At 63.2% G+C, this 13,068-nt stretch carries 13 protein-coding genes; 12 read left to right on the forward strand and 1 reads right to left on the reverse strand.

Annotated features, from left to right (window positions below; genetic code table 11):
• Nucleotides 1-121 precede the first annotated feature (121 nt).
• The 8 genes from F8A90_RS04850 (at nt 122) to F8A90_RS04885 (ending at nt 6,225) form a co-directional block, all read left to right on the forward strand.
• Nucleotides 122-961 carry an isopenicillin N synthase family dioxygenase gene (locus F8A90_RS04850; RefSeq protein ID WP_200019232.1) on the forward strand — a complete coding sequence of 280 codons (840 nt, stop codon included), beginning with the start codon at nt 122-124 and terminating at the stop codon, nt 959-961.
• Between the two features lie 200 nt (nt 962-1,161).
• Nucleotides 1,162-1,587 (forward strand): NINE protein, encoded by a 426-nt coding sequence (locus tag F8A90_RS04855; RefSeq protein ID WP_200019233.1) that lies wholly within the window; start codon nt 1,162-1,164, stop codon nt 1,585-1,587.
• A 127-nt stretch (nt 1,588-1,714) separates the two neighbouring features.
• Nucleotides 1,715-2,140 carry a hypothetical protein gene (locus F8A90_RS04860; protein WP_200019234.1) on the forward strand — a complete coding sequence of 142 codons (426 nt, stop codon included), beginning with the start codon at nt 1,715-1,717 and terminating at the stop codon, nt 2,138-2,140.
• On the forward strand, nt 2,137-2,853 hold the full coding sequence (locus tag F8A90_RS04865) for a ZIP family metal transporter (protein ID WP_166019343.1): 717 nt from the start codon (nt 2,137-2,139) through the stop codon (nt 2,851-2,853). The genes F8A90_RS04860 and F8A90_RS04865 overlap by 4 nt, the downstream gene beginning before the upstream one ends.
• Before the next feature lie 98 nt (nt 2,854-2,951).
• The gene (locus tag F8A90_RS04870) at nt 2,952-3,536 is read left to right on the forward strand and encodes an exopolysaccharide biosynthesis protein (RefSeq protein ID WP_166019344.1); all 585 of its coding nucleotides are present in this window, start codon (nt 2,952-2,954) and stop codon (nt 3,534-3,536) included.
• Nucleotides 3,537-3,837: 301 nt separating this feature from the next.
• Nucleotides 3,838-4,482: a LysE family translocator gene (locus tag F8A90_RS04875; RefSeq protein WP_200019235.1), complete on the forward strand. Its 645-nt coding sequence runs from the start codon at nt 3,838-3,840 to the stop codon at nt 4,480-4,482.
• A gap of 67 nt (nt 4,483-4,549) precedes the next feature.
• Nucleotides 4,550-5,086, forward strand: a complete 537-nt coding sequence (locus tag F8A90_RS04880) for a hypothetical protein (protein ID WP_043335517.1) — start codon at nt 4,550-4,552, stop codon at nt 5,084-5,086.
• Nucleotides 5,087-5,199: 113 nt separating this feature from the next.
• On the forward strand, nt 5,200-6,225 hold the full coding sequence (locus F8A90_RS04885) for a hypothetical protein (protein WP_200019236.1): 1,026 nt from the start codon (nt 5,200-5,202) through the stop codon (nt 6,223-6,225).
• 165 nt (nt 6,226-6,390) lie between these two features.
• On the opposite strand, the gene F8A90_RS04890 is transcribed toward F8A90_RS04885, so the two are convergent.
• Nucleotides 6,391-8,373 carry a transglycosylase SLT domain-containing protein gene (locus tag F8A90_RS04890; protein WP_233593447.1) on the reverse strand — a complete coding sequence of 661 codons (1,983 nt, stop codon included), beginning with the start codon at nt 8,371-8,373 and terminating at the stop codon, nt 6,391-6,393.
• A gap of 274 nt (nt 8,374-8,647) precedes the next feature.
• Here F8A90_RS04890 and F8A90_RS04895 point away from each other — a divergent pair, with 274 nt between their 5' ends.
• From F8A90_RS04895 to htpG, 4 genes are all read left to right on the forward strand, one after another.
• Entirely contained in the window at nt 8,648-8,980 is a 333-nt protein-coding gene (locus F8A90_RS04895) for a YkvA family protein (protein WP_166019348.1), read from the forward strand.
• 238 nt (nt 8,981-9,218) lie between these two features.
• On the forward strand, nt 9,219-9,605 hold the full coding sequence (locus F8A90_RS04900; RefSeq protein WP_200019237.1) for an MAPEG family protein: 387 nt from the start codon (nt 9,219-9,221) through the stop codon (nt 9,603-9,605).
• Nucleotides 9,596-10,771: a PaaI family thioesterase gene (locus F8A90_RS17530; protein WP_233593448.1), complete on the forward strand. Its 1,176-nt coding sequence runs from the start codon at nt 9,596-9,598 to the stop codon at nt 10,769-10,771. The genes F8A90_RS04900 and F8A90_RS17530 overlap by 10 nt, the downstream gene beginning before the upstream one ends.
• Before the next feature lie 343 nt (nt 10,772-11,114).
• On the forward strand, nt 11,115-12,998 hold the full coding sequence (gene htpG / locus F8A90_RS04915) for a molecular chaperone HtpG (RefSeq protein ID WP_200019238.1): 1,884 nt from the start codon (nt 11,115-11,117) through the stop codon (nt 12,996-12,998).
• The last annotated feature ends 70 nt before the right edge of the window (nt 12,999-13,068 follow it).

Consider the following 13,068-nt stretch of genomic DNA (forward strand, 5'->3'; position numbering starts at 1 on the left):
ACCTACGCATGCAGCCTGGGCTGCACGTGTTCGCTTCCATTCGAACAGAAAGTTGTCGTATTGGCGACTCCTTCCGGCTCAAGTAGGATGCTCACACAGAGCCAACATAGATGGAAATGCCATGAAGGTCCAGAACGTAGATTACCGCTCGGCCGATGCAGCCGAAAAATTTGTCGAATCCCTGCGCACGACGGGCTTCGGTGTCATCCGCAATCATCCGATCTCTCATGAATTGGTCGAGAAGATCTACGCCGAATGGGCCGAATTCTTCTCCAGCGCCGACAAGCTTGACTGGCGCTTCGACCCCAAGACCCAGGATGGCCTATTCCCGGCAGATGTCTCCGAGACCGCCAAGGGTCATACGGCGCGTGACCTCAAGGAGTATTACCACATCTACCCGTGGGGCAAGATTCCGGACAGCCTGCGCGAGAATGCCATGGAGTATTACCGCCAGGCCGAAGCCTTCGCGGCAGAGCTTCTGAGTTGGGTCGAGACCCATTCACCTGCCGAAGTGGCTGAGCTCTACCGTGAACCGCTCTCCAACATGATCAAGGACAGCGGTCAGACACTGCTGCGCGTGCTTCACTACCCGCCGATGACCGGCAGTGAAGAGCCGGGCGCCGTCCGTGCCGCGGCGCATGAAGACATCAATCTGTTGACCGTGCTGCCGGCAGCCAACGAGCCGGGCCTGCAGGTGATGGACGTCAATGGCGAATGGATGGACGTGCCCTGTGATCCGGGCCAGCTGGTCATCAATGTCGGCGACATGCTCCAGGAGACCAGCGGCGGCTACTTCCCGTCGACCACGCACCGCGTGATCAACCCGACCGGCGAGGGCTCCAGCCAGTCACGCCTGTCGCTGCCGCTGTTCCTGCATCCGCGTCCCGAAGTGGTACTGTCTGACAAGCACACGGCAGATTCCTACCTCAAGGAACGTCTGCGCGAGCTGGGTGTCATCTAGCGCCGGTCCCGGCCTGGCTTTTGCTCTCGGGACCGCTGAGGAGACTTCAGCTGATCCGACGCCATCCGCGCCTGTGCGCGGGTGGCGTTGTCGTTTACGGGCGTGGCCTCTGGCGGCAGAAGGCTTGATTCATCGGCGCCAAGACCGCATTGACTGTATTCGCAATCATGATCTGCCGCATCGCGGCTAAGGCTTTACTGATGACCACATCGCCTGTTGTACAGGACACGCATTCCAAGACCATGGGCTACCTGCTGTGGATCTTCGGTTTCCTCGGCGCGCACCGTTTCTACTATGGCAAGCCGGTCACCGGCACCCTCTGGCTGTTCACCTTCGGGTTGCTGGGCATCGGCTGGTTGATCGACCTGTTTCTGATTCCGGCGATGGACCGCGAGGCGGACTTCCGCTTTCGCGAAGGCCCGATCAATTATTCGCTGAGCTGGATTCTGCTCACCTTCCTGGGCGTGTTCGGCATTCACCGCATGTACATGGGCAAGTGGCTGACCGGCTTGCTCTACCTGTGCACCGGTGGGCTGTTCTTCATCGGTGTGCTGTATGACTTCTGGACACTCAATGACCAGATATCGCTGCGTCATGCCGAGCAGTCGCCGGCCACCCAGCGCTAGAGATCACACCTGCGTTGCATCCAGCGGGACGGAAGTGACGTAGCAGGAAAGGCAGTGTCGATCTTTCGCATGTTCTAATGTGCTGAAGCTCGGATGTTTTCATCAACATGACGACAAGGAAGTGAACATGATCTGGTTGAAAGCCTTCATCGCCGCCTTTCTGGCGACTCTCATCTTCCATCAGGGCCTCTTCGGGCTCTTCTATCTGGCCGATATCCTGCCCAAGGCGCCCTACAACATGACGCCTACCGGGCCGCTGGGCATCCCGTCAGTGCTCTCGCTGGCCTTCTGGGGCGGGCTGTGGGGACTGCCGCTGTGGGCATTGGTGCGCCGCAGAACGGGCGTCAGCCATTGGCTGATCAGCCTTGTCTTCGGTGCAGTCGGCCCGACGGCCGTGGCCATGTTGGTCGTCTTCCCGCTCAAGGGAATCGAGGTAGCGCCGTTGATGGTGGTAGGTGGCCTGATCCTGAATGGCGCCTGGGGCATCGGCACCAGCCTGTTGATGCGTGTCCTGGGCGCGCGACCGAGTCCTGCGGCCCCGACCACAGCATGATGGCATCGATTCCGTGGACCATGGTGGCGCTGGCCTGGGCTGCCGGGCTGTGCATGCCGCTGGGTGGCGTGATCGCCCAGCTGGAGCGCAGCCACGAGAGTCACGTCAAGCGCAGTTGGCTGGCGGGGATCACCGCGCTCGGCGGCGGCATTCTGTTGGCCGCCGTGTCGCTGGTGCTGGTGCCGCATGCCATGCAGGCGCTGTCCATCGCGGCGCTGTTGGGGCTGTTCCTGCTGGGCGCGCTGATCTTCATGCAACTGGACCGCTGGCTGGCGCGCGGTGGTGGTGCCAAGGGCCAGTTGCTGGCGATGCTGATGGACTTCATCCCCGAGGCGATCGCACTGGGCGCACTGGCCTCTGCCTCTCCCGCCGCGGCGATGCTGCTGGCACTGTTCATCGCGGTCCAGAACCTGCCGGAAGGCTTCAATGCCTACCGTGAGCTGGAAGGGGCCGGGCTGACTGCGCGTCAGGGGCTGGGGGCCTTCGTGATGCTGTCGCTGCTGGGCCCGCTGGCGGCATTGGCCGGCCATCTATGGCTTGCGGATGCGCCGAGCGTGCTGGGCGGGCTGATGGCCTTCGCCGCCGGTGGCATTCTCTATCTCGTCTTCCAGGATATCGCGCCCCAGTCACGGGTGGCGCATCACTGGTCACCGCCGTTGGGCGCCTCGTTGGGGTTCATGATCGGCATGCTGGGCGATCGCCTGGTCGGCTGACGATCAGCTGACGATTCACCGTGACGGGGCGGCACCAGCTGACTCGCCACGGCTCGAGACTTACACACCCTCCGTCATCTTCCCGATAGGGAGCTCGCATGAGCAAGCACGCCAATGAAGGCAACCTCACGGGGTTGCTGGAAGAGCTGGACCGCGAGATCGAAGGGGATATCTCGCTGGGCGACATTCTGGAGCATTTCAATTCCCGGGGCTTCGGCCCCTTGCTGGTATTGCCTGCCTTGCTGGTACTGCTGCCGACCGGGGCGATCCCCGGCGTACCGACGACCTGTGCGCTGTTCATCGTGCTGATCGCGGGTCAACTGTTGCTGGGGCGCAAGATGCCGTGGTTGCCACGCCGGTTGGCGCGCTTCAGTTTCGAGCATCAACGCCTGACCCATGGCGTCGAGCGGGCAAGGCCCTGGACGCGACGCCTCGATCGTCTGCTCAAGCCACGCCTGAGCTTCATGACCCGCGGCATTGCCTATCGCGGTATCGCGGCGCTGACCATCCTGCTGGCCACGGCCATGGTGCCACTGGAGCTGGTGCCCTTCGCCGCGGCCTTGCCGGCGGCAACCTTGATGCTGCTGGGGCTGGGGCTGATCGGGGAGGATGGCCTGGTCATCCTGCTGGCCTTGCTGGTGCTGTTGCTGGATATCGCCACGGGGTTCTGGCTGGTAGGTTGAAGGCTGCGTTGGTCGCTCAACAGCGACGCAGCGTATTTTAGGGGGCGAGGCTCGTATTCTTGATGACGCAAGTTGGCTCTCGCATGCCATCAGTTGCGTGTTTCATGAGCGCGCCTGCGCTGGCGTGTAGCAACGCAGTAAGACAAAAGACTGAAGTGCACCATTCAGAGGCAAACCAGGCTGTCATCTTGAGGTGGATGGCTTTGCAGGCTGGCCGTGCTCGCCTAGACTGGTCGCCTGTTCAGTGCCATGGGGGCACGAATTCGACTACTGAAGCGGGTCTGTCGCAAGGACGTTCGTCATGTTTGATTTCATCCAGTTCGATGCTGCCTTCTGGTCCTTCGTGGTGGCCATCACCTTGCTGACGGTCACGCCCGGGGTCGACACCCTGCTGGTGATTCGCAATACCTCGCGCGGCGGCCTGTGTGATGGCGTGCTGACCAGTCTTGCGATCTGTGCCGGTCTCTTCGTGCACGCGCTGGTGTCGTCGGCGGGCATCTCGCTGATCCTGTTGCAATCGGCATGGGCATTCTCGGCCCTCAAGCTGGTCGGGGCGGGCTATCTGATCTGGTTGGGCATCAAGAGTCTCAAGAGTGCGCGGCGCGCGCGCGGGCTGAATGTCGACGTCACCGTGACACGTCAGCAGGTATCGTGCTGGCAGCCGCTGCGCGAGGGCTTCCTGTCCAATGTGCTCAATCCCAAGACGGTGGTGTTCTACATGGCCTTTCTACCGCAGTTCATCGCGCCGACCGACCCGGCCGTGCTCAAGTCATTGTGGCTGGCGGGTGTCCACTTCGTGATCGCCAATCTCTGGCAGATCAGCGTGGCGCTGATGGTCGGTGGTGCGGGGCGCTGGCTGGCAAGGCCGCGGGTCGCCTGCTGGATGGAAGGCATCACCGGATCCGTCATGGTGCTGCTGGGGGCACGGCTGGCGCTAGGTCGCTAGGGATGAGCGGCCACTGCCAACATTGCAACGGAGCGCATGGGATGACGGTTCGTATCCTTGATGACACATGGATCCTGTGACATTGACTCTGGCGGCCTTTCTCAAGGTCGTCACGCACCTGGAGGCTCGGGATATCAGTGATGTCTACGATTCCCGCGTGCAGCAGGTACGGGTGCTTTACTACGGTTACACCATCGACTTCCGCCACCAGCTGTGGCGCATCGATGATGAGTCGGTCTGTGCACATCTGGAAAAGACCGGTACCGCCGTCGAGCAGCGCGAGTGCTCGCGCATGGCCAGCCGACTGTTCGTCGAGACCTGCCATGCCTTGCAGCGCCGGGGGCGGGCGGCGCATATCGACACCCGCACCATGTATTGCAAGGCCGCAGCGACCTTCAAGCCCCGGCGCGACCCCTATGCGGGCATGACGCCTGCAGAGCGCAAGGCGCGCAAGGCGCTGGAAGCGGCGCATCGAGAAGCCGAGCAGGCCTGCAACCGCTACGTGCTGGATGCCCTGTCCTCGAATTCTCTGGAGATCCTGCGCCTGCGGCAACGCTACTGCGACAAGAGCAATCGATTGGCAGCACGGCTCGAACAACAATGATGCCCGGGCCGGTGCTGGCGCCTGTCCGGGCCAACGACAGCAGCGGTAAAGTGCTGCATTCATGACATGAAGACCGGCCCATCAAGGCTGGCATTGGCAGGGAACGCAATCGGATGAGTCTTTCACATACCCTTCGTCGCCGTCTGGGCGGGTTGAGTGCCGTGGTGCTGGTGGTCGCCGGGATAGCGGCCTGGCTGTTCGCCGTCGATGAGGGACGCTGGGTCGGCCGCGTGACCACGCGCCCCGAAACGCTGAATCTCGAGTCGGTGGAGCAGGGCAATCTGCCGGTCAATCAGTTCGTCTCGCTGCGCAATCACTGGGCGGTCTATCGCGAGCACACCGAGACCTTCCGCCTCGATGCCAACGCAGACGGTGGACGACGGATCGAGACGCTTTACTATCCTGTCATCTCTGACATGAATCCCTATCTGCTGGAATTGGCCGGGCTGTCACGCGCCTTCGGGGGCATCGATGGCATCCCCTCGGAAGAATGGCCGCGCATCGAGCGCATGGGCGTGCTGGTGCGAACCGACTCCGTGCAGAGCCTGGAAAACGTGCCGCCGCTGATCGAGTTCCCCGATGGCCTGTTCGGCACCGTCTTGCACGCCGAGACGGACCTGCCGGGCGATGAGCGTTCTCTTTTGGCCGAGCGCTGGCCCGACATCGATCTGTCGCGTGTGATCATCATCAATGCCGGCCACCGCCCCGGCAATGTCTGGGCGATGATCGTCTATGGCGTGCTGGGCACGCTTTGCTGGGCACTGGCTGTCTGGTTGATGGTGCGACTGATGCGTACACCGCGCGTCACGCGCTCCCAGCCTCTGGCCCATGCCGGCCGCGCGGCGTCGGAGCCGGTGGTGACGCAGGCAACCCCGGGCAGCGAGGCTGTGGGCGAGGGGGTATTTCAGTCCCATGACGACGCACCGCAGCCCCAGGGCGCGCCCGGCAAGCGTCAGGGCTGGCGTGGCAAGGGCGGCGACGAAGGACGACCCCTGAGCTATGCCGAGGCGCTGGGACGGTATACCCCTCAGCAGAAGCCGCCGTTCGGCAATGGTGTGGCTGCCTCGCGACCGAAAGAAGCCAAGGGCGAGAGCCAGTCCGGATCTTCGCCCGCCATCCGTCCACGTCGCGATGATTGACTGAACGAATGGCTGAACGAATGACTGAAAGAATGACTGAAAGAATGACTGAAAGAATGGCCGAAAGGTGCAATGAGTTCTGACGCCATGGGCCCTGATGCCATGGAAACGAAAACGCCAGCCCAATGGGGCTGGCGTTTTCGTTGCTGGATGCTACTGCTCGGCTCAGCGGCGATCCACCAGAGCGGTGGTATAGCGCTGGCTGACTTCGCGGTCGCTGACCACCTTGACGCCCTCGCTGGTGCCCTTGGCCAGGCTTTCGAAGATCACGCGGTAGGCCAGCACGGCCTTGACGTATTCACGGGTCTCCTTGAAGGGGATGCGCTCGACGAAGCGGTCGTATTCGCCCGGGGTGTCGGCGAGCCATCGATCGACGCGCCCTGGCCCGGCGTTGTAGGCCGCGGCGGCAGCCAGGCGGTTGCCGGAGTAGCGGTCGAGCATCTCGCGGATATAGGTGCTGCCAAGACGGATATTGGTGACCGGATCCCCCAGCGCCGCGTTGCTGGGCGTGGGCAGTCCCAGGCCGCGACTGACCTGAGCGGCGGTGCCCGGCATCAGCTGCATCAAACCACGTGCGCCCACCGGCGAGGTGGCGGTGGGGTTGAAGGCGCTCTCGCGACGCGCAAGTGCCATCAGCATCCACGGGTCGACGCCGGCATCGGCACCGAAGCGCTGGAAGTCCTGCTGCCAGGCCGGCGGGAAGCGCCAGGAAAGGCCATCCCACAGCTGGCCACGGATGGTGGCGAAGACGGTCAGATCATACCACTGCTGCTGAAGCGCGTAGGCTGCCAGGCGGCGCGCCCCGGCGTCATCCGCCTGGGTGACGGCATTGAACCACTCGGAGCGAGCCAGACCGATCTCGTCGATGTTCATCAGCGCTCTGACGCGCTTGACGGCCGGCGTCGCGGCGACCTCGGCCAGTTCCGCGTCGGAGAAGTCCTGGTCATCGCGATTGAGCGAATAGGCCTGGCCGATACGGTCGGCGGCCAGGAAGCCGTAGAAGTTGCGCTCGGTCGCGGCGCGCGTCCAGGCGGCGCGTGCTTCCTGTGGGCGACCAAGGCTGTCATCGGCACGCCCCAGCCAATACTGGTAGCGGGCGTCGTTGCGGAAGCGGTCCGGCATCTTCAACACCCATTCACGCACCTGCGGCCAGTCGCCATCGCGCACCGCATTGCGCATGCGCAGATCGAACAGCTCCTCGTCATCGAGGATGGTCAGGCGCTGATCGACCCAGCCGCGGTTGTTGGGGATGTCGCGCACCAGTGAATACCAGGCCAGGTCGCGCTCGACGGTGTGGCGCTGCTCATCACTCATCGGCATGTGCGGGTTCACCTTGCGCCAGGCTTCCAGCGCGGCCTCGGTGTCGGCACGCACGAAACCATGCATGGCGGCGACGCTCAAGGCGGCGAAGGCATGGCCGCCGTGGCCGAGGTTGGTCGGCAGGCGCGTGATGGCGGCAAAGTTGCCTTCAAGCTGCTCGCGCGCCGCGATGGCCCGCTGCCAGCTGCTGGGCAGCTGGCGCTCGAGATAGCTGACCATGCCACCCTGGCCGGCAGCCCAGGCGAGCATGGCGCGCTCCCAGATGGCTTGATCATCAATCACGCCACGCTCGCGCAACGCCGAGAACAGCGGGTCACAGGCCGAGTCCTGCGAGCCGGACACATGCCAGAGCTTCAGGCCGCCTTGCGATGCGCTCGCGACATCATTGTCCAGCTGCGCCGTGTAGTAATAGCACTGGCGCTGCGCGCCGGCCGGCACGCCATCGCTGACTTCCAGCAGGGCATCATGACGGCCGGTACGCCCGTAGGCGGAGATCGCCTGGCCTCGCATCCACTCGGCCAACGGCGAGTCTGCATGACGCTCGATGAAGGACAGTACTTCCGCGGCGGTAGCGTACGGCAGGCGGGCCTTGAGCTGGTGGTACTCGATATAGCCTTCCAGCACGTGGCCATTGACGGCGACCTGCTGAATCTCGTCGAAACGCTTGGCGCGTGCATCATCGAAGGCGGCGCGGAAGCTCTGGTCACTGGGAGTGGCGGCCTGCAGGGGCAGGCTCAGTCCCAACAACAGGCCTAGGCCGGTGAGGTGCCGCAGCGCCGCGAAACGGCGGCTGCCACGGGGTCGGAGAGTTTGCTTGCCTGATGTCACCTGGGACTCCTGCGACTGTCGGTAAAGGGGGCGTGGACTGGCTGCGACCTTGTGGTGGCGGTTCAGTGCCCCGATGTTGAACAAGTGCCCCGATATTGGCTATCAGGGGTTGCCGATTCAGTAACGATAGTGGCTATCGTGGCAGTGGTCGGCGCTGAATAACAGCACCATCTGATACTGATAGTGAATTATCCGGGAGTACCATCGCGAATGTGCTGCCGCGCAGATGACAAGCTCAGTGAATGAAATTTGTGCTAACCGTGAGGAGGCCACTATGGGCAAGGCATTATGGTTGACGCGATTGTTTGGCCGCCGACATGTGCTGGGCAAGGCAGGCGCCGCCTTGCGCACCATGGGGCCCTTGCTGCGCGACGTGGTGAGCGGACGTTATCGCCCGGTACCGTGGAAGGCGCTGGGGTTGGCGGCCGGCGCCTTCATCTATCTGGTCTCGCCGCTGGATCTGATCCCGGATCTGCTGGTGGGGCTGGGGATTCTCGATGATCTGGTGATCGTGACCTGGTTGCTCGGCAAGCTCGATGATGCGCTGGCCGACTATCGCCTGTGGCGTGGCGAGATCCCCGATCCCTCCGACCCTCCGACCCCGTGAAGGCGTGCAGCGTGGAAATGCCATGCCTCTACCAGCCCTGACGCAGGCACTGGCCATTGGCCGCATGGCAGGGGTGCCGCGACCCTGCCATGCTCGTGACACGCTATCAAACACCAGTTTGAATTGACGTGCCGTCAGTGTTTGATCTGTTATCTATTACAGGGCAGTGCGCCGTTTCATCACAGTAAGCCGCGCCGTTGTGGCAACGCACTGAAAACGCCATTCAAGGAAATCCTGCATGCTGATCTATGCCTGCCTGTTGTTTGCGGCACTGATGCTGGTGCTGACCAAGGTGCCGGTCGCCTGGGCACAACAGCAAACCGGACGCTACGACAACCACGACCCGCGCGCACAGCAGCGTGAACTGACGGGCTTCGGGGCCCGCGCGCTCGCCGCGCACCATAACACCATCGAAGCCTTCCCGCTGTTTGCCGCCGGGGTGCTGGTCAGCGTGATCACCGCGCCGGGCGCGCCCATCGCGACCACGCTGGCGGTGATCTTCGTCCTGGTACGTCTGGGCTATTGGGGCTGCTATCTGGCCAATATTGCCCTGTTGCGCTCCCTGCTGTGGGGCGTCGGGTATCTGATCTCCCTCGCGTTGATGGCGATGCCGCTGTGGATGTGAAGCATGCAGTGCCGCAGAGCCTGCTGGGGCTGGCCGTCAATCCCGCTGACGTGCCGGCTGCGGGTGGCGTATTGGATGACGCCAGCTGGGCGCGGGCGCTGACCGGATTCCTGAGCTTCATTCCGCATACGGCGCGCTTGAACGTCAGGGTCGAGGAGGTCGCCGCGCCGGCCATTCGCATGCAGCTGCCATGGCAGCCGGCCTTGATCAGCGATCCGCACCGTAGGCTGGTACATGGCGGTGTGCTGACCATGCTCGCCGATACGCTGTGCGGCAGTGCCGTACTCACGGGGCTGTCGGCACCGGAAGTCTGCCCGACGCTGGATCTGCGCCTCGATCACTACCGACCCGGTGTCGAGGGCCTGGCGTTGGTGGGCGAGGCGCGCGTGCTGAGGGTCACGGAGTCGATGGTGTTTACCGAGGCGCAGATCTGGCAGCAGCCGGGCAAGATCCTGTGTCGTGCGATCGGCAACTTCGTCAGGCTCGGTGAGCGCAATACGCCCAGCGGTTTTGCCGAGGCGTTGCTGGCGGCGGCCAACGCTCAGGCCCCCGCGAGTCCCTCCATGGAAGAGTCCGAACCGCAAGGGCAGGCAGCACAGCCAGCAGGCGAGAGGACCGAGCCGCAGGCGCCGCGCGATGCCCAGGACCCGCGTGGTCTGCTCAGTGCGCGGCGTTTCGTCGAAGAACAGCGCACTCACGCCGATCTGGCGGCGCTGCTGGCGAGTCTGCCCTACGCGCAGGCGATCGGGCTTGGATTGTGTGCCATTGACGGGCAGCAGGCGGGCGCGGCCAGTGATGTCGAGCTGCGTTCTGAGCAGGCGCTGAGCTATTCCATGGCGGCGATGCCCGACAATGTCGGCAACCCGATGCTGCCGGCGGTGCATGGCGGTGTGCTGGCTGCGGCGATGGAAACCGCCGCCACGCTTGAGGTGCTCAGGCGGCATGGGCGCGGCGGCCGTGAAGCGCGCCTGCCCAAGCTGATCGATTTCTCCATCGACTATCTGGCCACGGCGCGCGGCGATCAGGTGACGCGCATCGACTGTGAAGTGATGCGTGAAGGTCGGCGCATGACCAATGTGCGCGTCAGCGCCTGGCAGAAATCCCGCGAGCAACCGGTCGCCAGCGCGCGCATGCACTTCGTGCTGGAGTCACTTGCCTCGCCGTGATGGGCAGTTGATGTCTGCTCCGCAGGCGTCACACTCGAAAGCGCCTCTCTGATGGCTACCCCTCCGTTGGCTTCCTTCGTTGTTACCCATCGTTGGCTCCCCTCGTTGCTGACCGGGAAGCCGCTAGGGTGTTTTGTGCCATGCGTCAGGTGGGCCGGGCGCAATCATCTGTCGCTAGTGCCTTGAAATCCCTCACCCTTGCCCCATATCTGATCCACGAGTGCTCCCTTCGATCTGCCGCCCAAGAAAGGCAGGCGTCGGCGAGCCGGTTCCACTGTTGCGGGGGCGCTCTGGCCACCGCGAATCTTCTTTTCAGGCATCCACGACATAGAGGTCCTTTTCGATGACGACCGCCACTCACACCGAAACGCATGGCTTCCAGACAGAAGTGAAGCAGCTGCTTCACCTCATGATTCACTCGCTGTATTCCAACCGCGAGATCTTCCTGCGCGAGCTGGTCTCCAACGCGGCGGATGCCTGCGACAAGCTGCGTTACCAGGCGCTGGACAACGATGCCCTTTACGGCAATGACAGCGAGCTGCGCATCGAGATCGAGCACGATGCCGAGGCGAAGACCATCACTCTGCGTGACAACGGCATCGGCATGAGCCGTGACGATGTGGTCGCCAACCTGGGCACCATCGCACGCTCCGGTACCGCCGAGTTCATGAAGAACCTGTCGGGTGACCAGCAGAAGGATTCGCGTCTTATCGGTCAGTTCGGGGTCGGCTTCTACTCCGGCTTCATCGTCGCCGACGAGATCACCGTGCGCACCCGTCGCGCCGACCTGGGCGCCGATCAGGGCGTCGAATGGAAGTCCCGTGGCGAAGGCGAGTTCAGCGTGGCGGACATCGAGCGCGCCGAGCGCGGTACCGAGATCGTGCTGCACCTCAAGGACGATGCCATCGAGTTCGCCGACGATTATCGCCTGCGCAACCTGGTCACCAAGTACTCCGACCATATCGAGCTGCCGGTGCGCATGAAGCGTGTCGAGAAGGACGAGGAAGGCAACGAGCAGGTCCATTGGGAAACCGCCAACTCCGCCACCGCGCTGTGGGTGCGTTCCAAGTCCGAGGTCAGCGACGAGGAGTACAAGAACTTCTACAAGCACGTCTCGCATGACTTCTCCGATCCGCTCAGCTGGAGCCACAACAAGGTCGAGGGCAAGCTCGAGTACACCAGCCTGCTGTTCGTGCCGGGCCGTGCGCCGTTCGATCTCTACCAGCGTGATGCCGCGCGTGGCCTGAAGCTCTACGTGCAGCGCGTCTTCATCATGGACGACGCCGAGCAGTTCCTGCCGCTGTACCTGCGCTTCATCAAGGGCGTGCTGGACACCAACGATCTGTCGCTGAACGTCTCGCGTGAACTGCTGCAGCAGGACCCGCAGGTCGACAAGCTCAAGTCCGCGCTGACCAAGCGTGGCCTGGATATGCTCAAGAAGCTGGCCAAGGATCCCGAGCAGTACCAGACCTTCTGGAACCAGTTCGGCTCCGTGCTCAAGGAAGGTCCGGCGGAGGACTTCGCCAACCGCGAGAAGATCGCCGAGCTGCTGCGCTTCTCCACCACCGAGACCGACAGCGCGACTCAGGACCAGTCACTGGCCCAGTACGTCGAGCGCATGAAGGAAGGCCAGAGCAAGATCTACTATCTGGTCGCCGACAGCTTCAATGCCGCCAAGTCCAGCCCGCACCTCGAGATCTTCCGCAAGAAGGGCATCGAAGTCCTGCTGCTGACCGACCGCATCGACGAGTGGCTGATGAGCCACCTTACCGAGTTCGATGGCAAGTCCTTCGCGGATGTCGCCAAGGGTGACCTTGATCTCGGCGATGTCGAGAACGAAGAAGAGAAGAAGGCGCAGGAAGAGACCGCCAAGGCCAAGGAAGATCTGGTCAAGCGCGTCAAGGAAGCACTGGCCGAGAACGTTCAGGAAGTGCGCATCACGCACCGCCTGACCGATTCCCCGGCCTGCGTGGTGCTGCCGGAGCACGAGATGGGCTACCAGATGCGCAAGATGATGGAAGCCGCTGGCCAGCCGCTGCCGGAAGTGAAGCCGATTCTCGAGCTGAATCCGGAGCACGCCCTCGTCACGCGTCTGGAAGGCGGTGAAGGCGATTACTTCACCGACCTGGCACACGTACTGCTCGATCAGGCCATCATCGCCGAAGGCGGTGCGCTGGAAGACCCGGCCGCTTACGTGCGCCGCCTGAACAGCATGCTCAGCGCCTGAGACAGCGAAACGATCGAGTCATCGGCTTGATCAAGCATGTTCGCAACGACGCCCTCGCAGCCTGTGCTGC

Source organism: Cobetia sp. cqz5-12, from assembly GCF_016495405.1.
GTDB lineage: Bacteria > Pseudomonadota > Gammaproteobacteria > Pseudomonadales > Halomonadaceae > Cobetia.

What these genes read in the sequence shown, in the direction of transcription:
- F8A90_RS04850 (WP_200019232.1), top strand. Translation starts at nt 122, where the DNA reads ATGAAGGTCCAGAACGTAGATTACCGCTCGGCCGATGCAGCCGAAAAA.
- F8A90_RS04855 (WP_200019233.1), top strand. Translation starts at nt 1,162, where the DNA reads ATGACCACATCGCCTGTTGTACAGGACACGCATTCCAAGACCATGGGC.
- F8A90_RS04860 (WP_200019234.1), top strand. Translation starts at nt 1,715, where the DNA reads ATGATCTGGTTGAAAGCCTTCATCGCCGCCTTTCTGGCGACTCTCATC.
- F8A90_RS04865 (WP_166019343.1), top strand. Translation starts at nt 2,137, where the DNA reads ATGATGGCATCGATTCCGTGGACCATGGTGGCGCTGGCCTGGGCTGCC.
- F8A90_RS04870 (WP_166019344.1), top strand. Translation starts at nt 2,952, where the DNA reads ATGAGCAAGCACGCCAATGAAGGCAACCTCACGGGGTTGCTGGAAGAG.
- F8A90_RS04875 (WP_200019235.1), top strand. Translation starts at nt 3,838, where the DNA reads ATGTTTGATTTCATCCAGTTCGATGCTGCCTTCTGGTCCTTCGTGGTG.
- F8A90_RS04880 (WP_043335517.1), top strand. Translation starts at nt 4,550, where the DNA reads ATGGATCCTGTGACATTGACTCTGGCGGCCTTTCTCAAGGTCGTCACG.
- F8A90_RS04885 (WP_200019236.1), top strand. Translation starts at nt 5,200, where the DNA reads ATGAGTCTTTCACATACCCTTCGTCGCCGTCTGGGCGGGTTGAGTGCC.
- F8A90_RS04895 (WP_166019348.1), top strand. Translation starts at nt 8,648, where the DNA reads ATGGGCAAGGCATTATGGTTGACGCGATTGTTTGGCCGCCGACATGTG.
- F8A90_RS04900 (WP_200019237.1), top strand. Translation starts at nt 9,219, where the DNA reads ATGCTGATCTATGCCTGCCTGTTGTTTGCGGCACTGATGCTGGTGCTG.
- htpG (WP_200019238.1), top strand. Translation starts at nt 11,115, where the DNA reads ATGACGACCGCCACTCACACCGAAACGCATGGCTTCCAGACAGAAGTG.